The organism is Arthrobacter sp. SE2 (genome assembly GCF_058244265.1).
The window spans coordinates 1-13,219 of sequence record NZ_JBZAYA010000013.1 but is presented as its reverse complement, the minus strand read 5'-3'; the positions used below and the strand labels follow the sequence as shown (position 1 = coordinate 13,219).

Sequence of the window (13,219 nt, the reverse complement as noted above, 5' to 3'; positions counted from 1 at the left end):
GTTTGGTTCCGACCGCCGGGCATGACCACTGTCATATGGGCCGCCGGCAAGGGAGAATTGGCGTCGGAGACTAAACTCTCAAGTAATGGTTATGCCGATTTTTGACACAGCATCTACAGTGGACGCCTCGCGGCCGTCGCCGCTCGGGCTGAGTTTGCCGCGGCCTGGAATATCCGAAGATGACACTCCCTCGCCGGACCGGGTCAACGTCGCTGTATGGGCCCCGGGACTCACTCGAGTCGAAATCGCCTACAAGGCCCCCGGCGACTCCTGGAAAGTCCACATACTGCCGAAGCTTGAGGACGGCGTGCACCACGGGATTGTGGACGGGCTACCGCCCGGCGCGCGGTACGGCTTCCGCGCAGCGGTCCACGAGGACGCGATTCCGCTGTCCGTTCCTGCCCCGGACTTTGACGCCGACGACGCCGAGCAGCTGTTGCTGGATCCTTACGGTCGGGCGGTACACCAGCGCGGAGAACTGCTGACCTCCGTGCGGATGGAATCGGCTTTCGATTGGGGTGACGATCGCCTGCTTCGCACGCCGTGGCGGGACACCATTGTCTACGAGGCTCACGTCCGCGGCCAAAGCATGCTGCACCCGGATATCCCCGAGCACCTCCGCGGCACCTACGCAGGCATGGCGCACCCCGCCATGATCGAGCACTTCCACTCATTGGGAGTGACGGCCGTTCAATTGCTGCCCATCCACTTCCACATGGACGAGCAGCACCTTCAGTACTTGGGCCTGACCAATTACTGGGGATACAACACCGCCGCGTTCTTTGCGCCACACGCGGACTACGCCACGCAAGCCGCTCAGCAGGCGGGCCCCCACGCCGTCCAGGACGAATTCAAAGGCATGGTGAAGCTCCTGCACGCCGCGGGGATCGAAGTGATCCTCGACGTCGTCTACAACCACACCGCCGAAGGCGGCCCCGACGGCGATACCTCCAGTTTCCGGGGTCTGGGGGAGCGGCAGTACTACCGCCACGATGCCCACGGCCGCTACCTCGACACGACGGGCTGCGGCAACACCCTCAACTTCGCCGAACCCAGGGTGGTGGACCTGGCCATTGATTCGCTGCGATCTTGGGCGGACGAATTCCACATAGACGGCTTCCGTTTCGACCTTGCCGTGACGCTGTGCCGCAATGCGGGCAATGAATTCGACCCTGAGCACCCATTCTTGAAACGGATCGCCCAGGACCCGGTGCTTTCCAAGACCAAGCTCATTTCCGAGCCGTGGGATGTGGGCTATGGTGGCTGGCAGACCGGCCGGTTCCCGGAGGGCTGGGTGGACTGGAACGATCACTTCCGCGACGGCGTGCGCCGTTTTTGGCTGTCAGAGCGGGCCGCTGTGGACGGCGGGATGTCCGGCAGCACCATGGGAGATCTCGCCGACGCCTTGACGGGCTCGGCCCGGGTCTTTGAACCTTCAGGACGCTCCAGGCTCGCCTCGCTCAACTTCGTCACGGCCCACGATGGCTTCACCCTGACCGATCTAGTGTCCTACGACCGTAAGCACAACGAGGCCAACGGCGAGCAAAACCGCGACGGGCAGACCAACAGCCTTAGCTACAACCACGGATTCGAAGGCCGCACGGAAAACGAGACCATTCTCGCTGCCCGTGCCCTATCGAAGCGGAACCTCATGACCACGTTGATGATCTCCATTGGCGTACCCATGATCACCGCTGGCGACGAGCTCGGACGCACACAGCAGGGAAACAACAACGCCTATTGTCAGGACAACCCCCTGACATGGATCGACTGGACCCAGACACCCGAATCGCATGACATGCTGCGGAGCACCAAACGGGTGATACGGCTCCGGAAAGAGTTCCTGCAAGCCCAGGACGCAGGCTTCCCGGACAGCGGCACGGGCCTGGATTGGTTTGATGAAAAAGGCCAGCCCATGACGGCGGCCCGTTGGCACGATCCCTCCCTACGGGTTGTGCAGCTTTTGGTGAGCTCGGAGGGCGGCGCTTACCGCGGCTTGATCGTGATCAACGGCAACAAGGATGACAAAAAGGTCGTCCTGCCCAAACTGCTCGCCGAATCCGGAACGGGGAGCCGGATGTTCGAGCTACGCCTGACGACGTCCGAGCTCAATGACCGCAGGCAGGGAGCACTGGTCTCGGCAGGCGAGCGGGAAGTCGTCCAAGGCAACACCATCAACGTCTACCGCACCTAGGAACCATGAAAATCTATTCGGCAGACACGTGGACACTGGAAGAACTACAGGAACAAGTGTCCGACGCCGGCCGCCGCACCGTGATGGTGCCGCCGGCTGCAAACAAGGAGGGCGTCCTGGAAGTGTTCGGCCAGGTGCTCGATTTCCCCGAGTACGACGGGGTGGACCTGGATGCGCTCAACGATTCACTCCACGATTTCGCAGACAGTGTGGCCGAGGATGACCAACCCCCCGTCACCCTGATTTGGCAGGTCCCGGCGGCCTACCGGACGGACCGGTCCTTCGGGTTGGTTTGCGAGATCCTCCAGGACGCCGAGTTCTACTCCGGGCGGGACCTCGCTGTGATAGCGGTCTTCCAGCAGTAGCTCGACTGGCTGGGCGGGCGATGCCCACCCACCCAGTTTGCCGCTACGCGTTGACGATCAGCCCCAGTTCGGCCTTCGAAGCCAGGGAGGGGTGCTTCGGGAAGACCCGGACGGTGTAGCCGAACGATCCGGAGCGGTTGATCAGGATGGACCCGGTGAACAGGTGGCGCCCGTTGCCGAGGTCCTCGAACGAGCTCAGTTCGGCCACGGTGATGTCCTCCAATTCATCGCTTTCTTCAGCCCGCCCGTAGGCCACCTCGACGCTGACGTCGTCCGGTGTCAGGGTGTGCAGGGCGATGTAGGCGTTGACCTGGAGGGTGTCGCCGATCTGTGGTTCTTCGGAGACGCCGATGGAATCGACGTGTTCCACGATCAGCTGCGGCCAGGCGTTGCGGACCTTGGTGGTCCAGGCCGCGAGTTCCTTCGCCTCCTTGAAGGAGCCAGCCACGGCACGCCGTCCTGACTCCGCTGCCGGGCGGTAGAGGGTGTTGACGTAGTCCTGGAGCATGCGGTCGGCCGAGACTGCCGGGCCGAGGTGGGCCAGGGTGTGCTTGATCATGGAGACCCAGTGCGTCGGCACGGCTTCCGGGCCGGACTGGGAGGGCCCGGCCGCGCCGGCGTCGGCGGAGACCGTGGAGCCGTAGAAGCGCGGTGCCACCTGGGTCTCCAGGAGCTCGTAGAGCGCGGCGGCCTCGATGTCATCGCGTTCGGTCGGGGACGCGTCGTTGTTCGCGGTCGGGATCGCCCAGCCGTTCTCGCCGTCGTACATCTCATCCCACCAGCCATCCAGCACCGAAAGGTTCAGGGAGCCGTTGATGGCCGCCTTCATCCCGGAGGTCCCGCAGGCCTCCAGGGGCCGCAGCGGGTTGTTCAGCCACACGTCGCATCCCGGGAACAGGGTGCGGGCCATGGCGATGTCGTAGTTGGGCAGGAACACGATCCGGTGCCTCACGGCGGGGTCGTCGGTGAACTTCACCAGGTCCTGGATCATCTTCTTACCGGCGTCATCGGCCGGGTGGGACTTGCCCGCGATGACCAGCTGGATGGGGTGCTTCGGGTGCAGCAGCAGGGCCTTGAGGCGGGCCGGATCCCGGAGCATGAGGGTCAGGCGCTTGTAGGTGGGCACGCGCCGGGCGAAACCGATCGTGAGCACGTCCGGGTCCAGCACGGTGTCCGTCCAGCCCAGCTCCGCATCGGCCGCCCCGCGCTTCTTCCATGCCGCCCGGAGCCGACGCCGGACATCCTCCACGAGGGAAACGCGAAGTTGACGCCGCAGCGTCCACACGTCCTCGTCGCTGACGTTGTAGGCGAGATCCCAACGGCCCATGGCCTCGGCCTCGCTTCCAAACTGCTGGCGGGCCAAGGCAGAGATGCGCGGGTCCACCCAGGTGGGTACGTGGACGCCGTTGGTGACGGAGGTGATGGGGATTTCGGAGTGGTCGAAGCCTGGCCAGAGGCCGGAGAACATTTCGCGGGAGACCACGCCGTGGAGTTTGGCCACGCCGTTGGCCCGCTGCGCCAGGCGCAGGCCCATGACGGCCATGTTGAAGACCGCGGGGTTGCCGCCCTCGTAGTTCTCACGGCCCAGTTCCAGGACCTTCTCCACCGGCACGTCCGGGGCCAGACCGGCGTCGAAGAAATGCCTGATCTGCACGGCCTCGAAGCGGTCGATGCCGGCCGGCACGGGGGTGTGGGTGGTGAACACCGTGGACGCGCGCCCGGCGGCCAGGGCCTCGGACCAGCTCAGCGGGGCCTCGGAGGACATGAGCTCCTGGATCCGTTCGATGCCCAGGAACCCGGCGTGGCCTTCGTTGGTGTGGAACACCTCCGGGGCAGGAGTGCCCGTGAGGCGCTGGAAGACGCGCAGCGCCTTCACCCCGCCCATGCCCAGCAGCAGCTCCTGCTGCAGGCGGTGGTCACCGCCGCCGCCATAGAGGCGGTCCGTGATCCCGCGCGCCGCGTCGTCGTTGGCCGGAACATTCGAATCGAGCAGCAGCAGCGGCACGCGCCCGACGTCGGCACGCCAGATGTGCGCGTTGAGCTTGCGTCCGTTGGGCAGCGGCAGTGAGATCGTCACTGGCTTGCCTGTGCCGTCCTCCGACGGTTCGCGCAACAGCGTCAGTGGCAGGCCGTCCGGGTCCAGGACAGGGTAGGTCTCCTGCTGCCATGCGTCCCGGGAAAGGGACTGCTTGAAGTAGCCCGCCTGGTACAGCAGCCCGACGCCGATCAACGGCACACCCAAATCCGAAGCAGCCTTCAAATGGTCCCCGGCCAGGATCCCCAGGCCGCCGGAATACTGCGGAAGCACCTCGGTGATCCCGAACTCGGGCGAGAAATACGCGATGCACGCCGGAGCATCCGGACCCAGCCCCTGGTACCAGCGCGGCTCACTCAGGTACCGGTCCAGGTCCGCAGCCGCGTGCTGGACACGCTCTACAAGTTCATTGTTGGAAGCAAGTTGGTCCAGCTGATCGCGGCTGATTGACCCGAGGAGGCTTATTGGATCGTGACGGCTCTCCTCCCACAATTCCTGGTCAAGGCTCGCAAAGAGTTCACGGGTAGGCCGGTGCCACGACCAGCGCAGATTCATCGCGAGACGCGCCAGTGGCTGGATCGGCTCGGGGAGCAGTGTACGGACGGTAAACCTTCGAATTGCCTTCACGAGCGTCACACTAATCCACTCGGTGGACGGCAGGAACAGCTTTCGGTTTCTTTTAGGTAAATGACACATTGCGCGGAAGAGTCTGGGGTACCTCTTCGCAAAATGTGATTTTTCTCGCTAACGTCGAGGTTGTGACCACTACTGCAGCACCGCGATCCAGCTCAGCATCCAAGTCCAAGCAGAAGACCGGTATCACCGAAGGTCTTAGATTCGGCAGATTCCCCATCACGGCCGTGCAGCCCGTGATCGAGGAAGGCCGGTTCCCGGCCAAGGCCTTGCCTGGTGAAGATTTGGTGGTTGGCGCCACGGTCTTTCGTGAGGGCCACGACCAGCTGGGGGTGAGCGCCGTCCTGCTGGACCCCAAAGGCAAAGAACGCCAACGTGTCCGGCTCGCCCCGGCCCCGGGCGAGCGTGGCAAGGGAACCGACCGTTGGGAGGGCCTGCTGACCCCGACGGCGCCCGGAGCCTGGACTTTCGCAATCGAAGCCTGGCACGACCGCTACGGCACGTGGCATCACAACGCGGAAGTGAAGGTCGAGGCCGGCATCGATGTGGAGCTGATGCTCGCTGAGGGTGTCGCATTGCTCGCCGAAGCGGCAGGCGAAAGCGCCCGAAGCGCGGCGGACAAGCGCATCCTTCGCGCTGCCTCAGAAGGCCTCGCCGATACTTCGAAGACTGACGAGGAGCGCCTTGCCGCCGGCTTCAGCGAAGAGGTCGTGGCCGTCGTCGAGCGCCAGCCGATCCGTGAACTCGTGACCGTCTCGGAACAATACCCGCTCCTCGTGGAGCGTGACCTCGCCGGCCGCGGGGCCTGGTATGAATTCTTCCCCCGTTCCGAAGGTGCCGTGCTCGATCCCACCACGGGAACGTGGACTTCAGGCAACTTCACGACGGCGGCCAAGAGGCTCGACGCCGTTGCGGACATGGGCTTCGACGTCATCTATCTGCCGCCCATCCACCCGATTGGTTTCCAGCACCGCAAGGGACGCAACAACACCTTGACTCCGGGTCCGCAGGATCCGGGCTCGCCGTGGGCCATCGGCTCCGAAGCCGGCGGCCACGATGCCATCCACCCGGAATTGGGATCGTTCGAGGATTTCGACGGGTTTGTGGCCCGGGCCAATGAGCTGGGCCTCGAGGTCGCTCTGGATTTGGCGCTGCAGGCCGCCCCGGACCATCCCTGGGTGAAGACCAATCCGGAATGGTTTACCACTCGGGTTGACGGCAGCATCGCCTATGCCGAAAACCCGCCCAAGAAGTACCAGGACATTTACCCGCTGAACTTCGACAACGATCCCGCTGGACTATCCAAGGAAATCCTGCGCATCGTCTTCCTCTGGGTGAGCCACGGCGTGAAGATTTTCCGCGTGGACAACCCCCATACCAAACCGGTGTGGTTCTGGGAATGGCTGATCGGCAAGGTCAACAAAAAGTACCCCGACGTCGTTTTCCTCGCCGAGGCGTTCACCCGCCCCGCGATGATGCACGCTCTCGGCCGGGCAGGTTTCCAACAGTCGTACACGTACTTCACGTGGCGGAACACCAAGACCGAACTGGAATCGTATTTCCAGGAGGTCAGCCACGAATCCCCGGCGTATTTCCGACCCAATTTCTTCGTCAACACCCCGGATATCCTCACCGAATACCTCCAATACGGCGGTCCGGCCGCATTCCGCATCCGCGCCGCTTTGGCGGCGACGGCCAGCCCGCTCTGGGGTGTGTACGCCGGATTCGAGTTGTACGAGCATGTGGCGCGTCCCGGTGCCGAAGAGTACATCGACAACGAGAAATATGAGTTCAAGGACCGCAACTGGGATGCTGCAGCCGCTTCCGGGCACAGTCTCGCCCCGTACATCACGCGGCTCAACGCCATCAGGAAGGCCCACCCCGCCCTGGGCGACCTGCAGAACCTGACTTTGCACCACAGCACGGACGACGCCACCATCGTGTTCTCCAAGCACAAGACCTTGCCTGACGGCAGCAAGGACACCTTGATCATCGTGGTCAACGTCGATCCCCACGGCATCAGGGAAAGCACCGTGACCCTGGATCTCTCGGCTCTTTCGCTGGATCCATCCGACTTCACCGCCAACGGACGATTCTGGGTGGATGATTTGGTCAGCGGCGAAAGCTGGGAGTGGGGCGAGTACAACTACGTCCGACTGGACGCCCATCAAGAACCGGCACACATTCTCAATATCCGGAGGTAGCCTTAGTGAGCTTTAATCCGCAGGGTCAAAATCAGTACTTCACGCCGAAGAACACTTTCGAGCTGAACGCCCCGGGTCTTCAACATGACCCGCATTGGTATCGAAAGGCTGTTTTCTACGAGGTTCTGGTGAGGGCCTTCGCGGACGCGAATGGCGATGGTTCCGGTGACTTCCACGGACTGATCGACAAGTTGGATTATCTGCAGTGGCTCGGGGTGGATTGTTTGTGGCTGCCGCCGTTCTTCGATTCGCCTTTGCGCGACGGTGGTTACGACATTTCCGATTACACGTCCGTTTTGGACGAGTTCGGCACCATCAGCGACTTCAAGAGGCTCGTGGCCGAAGCCCATGCGAGGGGCGTCAGGGTCATCATCGACCTCCCGCTGAACCACACCTCGGACCAACACCCTTGGTTCCAGGAGTCACGTAAGAATCCGGATGGTCCGTTCGGCGACTTCTACGTGTGGAGTGACACCGACGAGAAGTACCAGGACGCGCGCATCATCTTCGTGGATACGGAAGAGTCGAACTGGACGTTCGATCCGATCCGCCGGCAGTTCTTCTGGCACCGCTTCTTCAGCCACCAGCCCGACCTGAACTTCGAAAACCCCAAGGTCGTCGAGGCTCTGCACGACGTCGTCAGGTTCTGGCTGGACCAAGGCATTGACGGATTCCGGGCAGATGCCATCCCTTACCTCTTCGAGGAAGAGGGCACCAATTGCGAAAACCTGCCGGCCACCCACGGTTTCCTGCGGGACCTTCGGAAGATGGTGGACGAGAACTACCCGGGCCGTGTGATCATCGCCGAAGCCAACCAACCGCCGCACGACGTCGTCGAGTACTTTGGCACGGAGGAAGAACCGGAATGCCACATGGCCTTCCACTTTCCCATCATGCCGCGCCTGTACTATGCGCTCCGCGACCAGAAGGCCGCCCCCATCATCGAGACGCTGCGGGACACCCCGGGAATCCCGGCCGGCGCCCAATGGGGCACCTTCCTGCGCAACCACGACGAACTCACCCTCGAGATGGTCACCTCCGACGAACGTGCCGCCATGCTGGGCTGGTACGCCCCGGACCCGCGAATGCGCGCCAACATCGGGATCCGGCGCAGGCTTGCGTCGCTGCTGGACAATTCCCGCTCCGAGATCGAACTGATCAACGCGTTGCTGCTTTCCCTTCCAGGCAGCCCCTTCTTGTACTACGGGGATGAAATCGGGATGGGAGACAACATCTGGCTTGACGATCGCGACGCCGTCCGCACGCCGATGCAATGGAACCCGGACCGCAACGCAGGGTTCTCCAACGCCGACCCCGGAAAGCTGTACCTGCCCGTCATCCAGTCGCTGGTCTACAACTACAGCATGGCGAACGTCGAGGCGGAAGCGGCCCATTCCGGATCGCTCCTGCGCTGGACACGGCAGATTCTGAGTGTCCGTAGGAACCACGCGGCCTTCGGGCTAGGCGGCTACCGGAACGTTCCGGCAGACCACGAAGTGGTCCTTGCCTATTTGCGCGAGCTCCGGGACGGCAATCCGGAAGGCGAGGACGCCGAATCGATCCTGTGCGTTTTCAACCTGTCTCAGCATCCGGTTGCTACCACGTTGGATATCCCAGAATATGCCGGAAGAGGCTTGAGGGATGTGTTCGGAGGCCAACCGTTCCCGGGGATTGGCGCCGACGGCTCCCTGACCCTCACGCTCGGCAGCCACGACTTCTTCTGGCTTCGGATACGTTCGGCGGGTTCCACCGCCTCCTCGCCGTACACCCAGGCCATCCCAGTGCTCTCCATCGAAGGCTGAGATGAGTCTCATGGCGCCCACCACGGTCCTGGCCTCCCTGCTCAAGGAATGGCTGCCCCGGCAGCGCTGGTTTCCGGTCAAGGCAGGGTTATTCGAACTGGATTTCGTCGGTTCGTTCGCCCTTTCTGCGCCCGCCTTTGGGACAGGCTCGGAGGTCCAGCTATTGTCCGTCGCTTACGCAACGGCCGACGGCGGGAGGCAGACCGACATCATCCAAGTACCGCTTAGCTTTCGTTCCGCGCCCTCGGCTGCTTTGGCACCTGCCTTGGTGGGCCAGATCGGTGGAACAAGCGAGCAGGATCCGGCCATCTGGGTATACGACGCCCCCCACGATCCTGACTTTGTCACGGTATGGCTCGATCTCATCCGGGGTCAGGCGTCCGCCGAACCCGGCGAGGGGGAGTGCACCGCGAGCGGACATACCGTGCCGGGCAGCCTGCGGCTGCCCTCTGCCTCAGGATCCGTGCGAGTCTCTTCCGGCGAGCAGTCCAACACTTCGGTGATCGTCGACGACGGCGTGTCCGCGGCGATCGTGAAGATCTTCCGGGTCGTGTCGGTCGGCAAGAACCCCGAGGTGGAGGTGGGCGCGGCCTTGACCTCGGCGGGTACGAAGGAAGTGCCGTCCACCCTTGGATGGATTACGGGAACGTGGGAGGTACGGACAACCCTGGGTCGCCACGGCACAGCCTCGGCGGATTTCGCCGTTGCCCACGAATTCCTTGCCGGCGGGCAGGACGCTTGGCGCCTCGCCGTCGACGCCGCGGCATCGGGCAGCGACTTTACAGCCGAAGCCCGGCAACTGGGCCAGGCGACCGCCACCGTGCACCTCCGGCTCGCGGAAACCCTCGGAACCGCCCGGGAACGCGTTCCGGGCCAGGACATCGCGCCCGAAGTAGCCCGGCGCGTCCGCCAGTCGTGGGCTGAGGCGGGCACCGCCGTCGGGCCCCATGAGCAGCAGCTCGAGGCACTCCTGACGCAACTGTCGGGCAAGGAAGCCGGGACGCTGCAGCGCATCCACGGGGACCTTCACCTGGGCCAGATCCTCTTGGTGCCCGGCGCCGCGGGAGAACCGGCCCGGTGGGCGATCCTGGATTTTGAAGGCGAACCCCTGAGGCCGATCGAACACCGTAATATTCCCGACGTTCCCCTGCGGGACGTCGTCGGGATGCTGCGGTCCTTCGACTACGCGGCCGGCGCGGCCATCCGCGAGAACCCGGGCGCCCGGGTTCCCGCCACGTGGGTTGACGACTGCGCCGAGGCCTTCCTGGCAGGCTACAGCGACATCACCCCTGGAACTATTGACCGCCGCTCGCCGCTGTTTGTGGCATTGTGGCTGGACAAGGCCTTGTACGAGGTGATCTACGAGCTGCGGAACAGGCCGGACTGGTTGCCCATTCCGGTCAATGCTTCGCGGCAGCTCCTCGGAAACACGAGCCCCGGCACGGATGCCGTGGCGACATCGGAAGGTAAGGAAATGACAGGCTCAGCACGTACCGAACGGCCCCGAGTCCCGCTGTATGTGGACACCGCTACCCTGGGCCGGGTGGCCGCCGGTGCGCACCACGCCCCGCACTCGGTGCTGGGCGCTCACCTTGACGACCACGGTCACGTCACCATCCGCACGGTCAAGCACCTCGCGGCGGAAGTAACCGTGGTCACCGAAGCCGGTTCCGTTCCGATGACCCACGAGACCGACGGGATCTGGGTGGCGGTCCTCGAACCGCTGCAGCACGGCCACGTTCCGGACTACCGCCTGGACGTCGTGTACGGCGATTCCGCGCCGGTGACGATCAACGATCCGTACCACTACCTTCCAACCGTCGGCGAGGTGGACCTGCACCTTATCGGCGAAGGCCGGCACGAACGGCTCTGGGACACACTGGGCTCCCACGTCCAGCACTACCGCTCCCCGCTCGGCGATGTGGACGGCGTCTCCTTCGCCGTCTGGGCGCCAAATGCACAGGCAGTCCGCGTCAAGGGCGACTTCAACTCTTGGGACGGGCGTGAACACGCCTTGCGCTCGCTCGGTTCTTCAGGAGTCTGGGAAGTCTTCATCCCGGGCGTTGTAGCAGGGGCGTGCTACAAATTCGAACTGCTGACGAAGGCCGGCCATTGGGTGGAGAAAGCCGATCCGCTCGCCTTCGGCACCGAAGTTCCGCCCTTGACCGCGTCACGCGTGGTGGAGTCCGGCTACCGTTTCAAGGACGACGCCTGGATGACGGCGCGCGCCAACAAGGACCCGCACAACTCACCCATGAGCGTCTACGAAGTCCACCTTGGTTCATGGCGCCTTGGCCTCGGGTACAAAGAGCTGGCCAAGGACCTCGTGGACTACGTGAAATGGCTTGGCTTCACCCACGTCGAGTTCATGCCGGTGGCCGAGCACCCCTTTGGCGGTTCATGGGGCTACCAAGTCACGTCGTACTTTGCTCCGACCTCACGATTCGGGCATCCGGACGAATTCCGGTTCCTCGTTGATTCGCTGCACCAAGCGGGCATCGGCGTCATCCTGGACTGGGTCCCCGCGCACTTCCCGAAGGACGCCTGGGCCCTCGCCCGCTTCGACGGCGAACCGCTGTACGAGCACTCCGATCCCCGGCTCGGTGAGCACCCGGACTGGGGCACGCTCATCTTCGACTTCGGCCGCACCGAGGTCCGGAACTTCCTGGTTGCGAACGCCCTGTACTGGCTTGAGGAATTCCACATCGACGGGCTCCGGGTGGACGCCGTGGCCTCCATGCTCTACCGGGACTATTCGCGCGAGGAAGGGGAGTGGTTCCCCAATGTCCACGGTGGACGCGAGAACCTGGAAGCCATCTCCTTCCTCCAGGAGGTCAACGCGACGATCTACAAGACCCACCCCGGGGCAGTGACCATCGCCGAAGAATCTACGGCGTTCCCGGGCGTTACCGCGCCGACCAACCATGGCGGCCTGGGGTTCGGCCTCAAATGGAACATGGGCTGGATGCACGATTCCCTCAAGTACATCTCCGAAAACCCGGTGAACCGCCGCTGGCACCACGGTACGGTGACGTTCTCCATGGTCTACGCCTTCACGGAGAACTTCCTGCTGCCCATCAGCCACGACGAGGTAGTGCATGGCAAGGGATCGATGCTGCGCAAGATGCCCGGCGACCGCTGGCAGCAGCTTGCCAACCTCCGGGTGTTCATGGCTTACCAGTGGGCGCACCCGGGCAAGCAGCTCATCTTCATGGGCACCGAATTCGGCCAAGAGGCCGAATGGTCCGAACAGCACGGGCTCGACTGGTTCCTTGCCGACATTCCGGCGCATCGCGGACTCCAGTTGCTCACCCGTGAGTTGAACACGCTGTACAGCTCGACGCCGGCCCTTCATGTCCGGGACAACGAGCCCGGCGGTTTCCAGTGGATCAACGGCGCGGACGCGGACCGTAACGTACTGACCTTTATCCGGTGGGACAACGACGGCAACCCCCTGGTGTGCGCCGTGAATTTCTCGGGAGGCCCGCACGAGGACTATGTGCTCGGCGTCCCGTCCGCCGGCGCATGGCAGGAAGTACTCAATACTGACGCCGAGGTGTACGGAGGCTCGGGCGTGATCAACAGCGGTGAACTGCTTGCCACCGCACCCGGGGCGGAAGGATTGCCTGCGGCACTGACCGTCACCTTGCCGCCGCTCGGAGCTTCCTGGTTCACGCCTGTGGGGTAGTTGTTCTGCTTTTCTGAGGGTGAAGGGTCCGGAAGCCTTGAGTTTCCGGGCCCTTTGCGTGGATCTAGCGGACGACCTCTGAGGCGCAGCAGGCCGCCCGACCGGGCTTTTGCCTCCCCGGAGAACTGGTGGTATAGTTAGTACCCGCGCTGCTCCCCAGTGGAGATCGGTGAAGTTGACTGAGTTCCTCGTGAAGATCAAGTCAAGAACGCCGATTTGACTAGGAGGCAAGCAGCCGGTAAGTTTGGGAAGTTGCTCCGGAGCGATCCTGGACCCTGTGGGGTGTGGGTGGTGCCGG

General features: G+C 63.6%; 6 protein-coding genes. 5 read left to right on the top strand and 1 reads right to left on the bottom strand.

The features are described 5' to 3' along the window. Positions 1-85 precede the first annotated feature (85 nt). Together glgX and AC4CS3_RS17080 are read left to right on the top strand one after the other, a co-directional pair. Positions 86-2,194 carry a glycogen debranching protein GlgX gene (glgX, locus tag AC4CS3_RS17085; protein ID WP_490784438.1) on the top strand — a complete coding sequence of 703 codons (2,109 nt, stop codon included), beginning with the start codon at positions 86-88 and terminating at the stop codon, positions 2,192-2,194. A gap of 5 nt (positions 2,195-2,199) precedes the next feature. Next, the gene (locus tag AC4CS3_RS17080; protein WP_490784437.1) at positions 2,200-2,559 is read left to right on the top strand and encodes a barstar family protein; all 360 of its coding nucleotides are present in this window, start codon (positions 2,200-2,202) and stop codon (positions 2,557-2,559) included. Positions 2,560-2,602: 43 nt separating this feature from the next. Here AC4CS3_RS17080 and glgP read toward each other — a convergent pair whose 3' ends face one another. Further along, positions 2,603-5,221 (bottom strand): alpha-glucan family phosphorylase, encoded by a 2,619-nt coding sequence (glgP, locus tag AC4CS3_RS17075; RefSeq protein ID WP_490784436.1) that lies wholly within the window; start codon positions 5,219-5,221, stop codon positions 2,603-2,605. A gap of 131 nt (positions 5,222-5,352) precedes the next feature. On the opposite strand from glgP, the gene AC4CS3_RS17070 reads away from it, so the two are divergent. From AC4CS3_RS17070 to AC4CS3_RS17060, 3 genes are read left to right on the top strand one after another with little or no spacing between them, the layout of a single operon-like run. Then, positions 5,353-7,431, top strand: a complete 2,079-nt coding sequence (locus AC4CS3_RS17070) for an alpha-1,4-glucan--maltose-1-phosphate maltosyltransferase (RefSeq protein ID WP_490784435.1) — start codon at positions 5,353-5,355, stop codon at positions 7,429-7,431. Positions 7,432-7,436: 5 nt separating this feature from the next. Continuing rightward, positions 7,437-9,233 (top strand): maltose alpha-D-glucosyltransferase, encoded by a 1,797-nt coding sequence (treS, locus tag AC4CS3_RS17065; protein ID WP_490784434.1) that lies wholly within the window; start codon positions 7,437-7,439, stop codon positions 9,231-9,233. A gap of 1 nt (position 9,234) precedes the next feature. Beyond that, the gene (locus AC4CS3_RS17060; protein ID WP_490784433.1) at positions 9,235-12,921 is read left to right on the top strand and encodes a 1,4-alpha-glucan branching enzyme; all 3,687 of its coding nucleotides are present in this window, start codon (positions 9,235-9,237) and stop codon (positions 12,919-12,921) included. The last annotated feature ends 298 nt before the right edge of the window (positions 12,922-13,219 follow it).

Bases quoted from the DNA above. Each gene is read 5' to 3' on its own strand.
- AC4CS3_RS17060 (WP_490784433.1), top strand. From the start codon at position 9,235: ATGAGTCTCATGGCGCCCACCACGGTCCTGGCCTCCCTGCTCAAGGAA.
- AC4CS3_RS17080 (WP_490784437.1), top strand. From the start codon at position 2,200: ATGAAAATCTATTCGGCAGACACGTGGACACTGGAAGAACTACAGGAA.
- glgX (WP_490784438.1), top strand. From the start codon at position 86: ATGGTTATGCCGATTTTTGACACAGCATCTACAGTGGACGCCTCGCGG.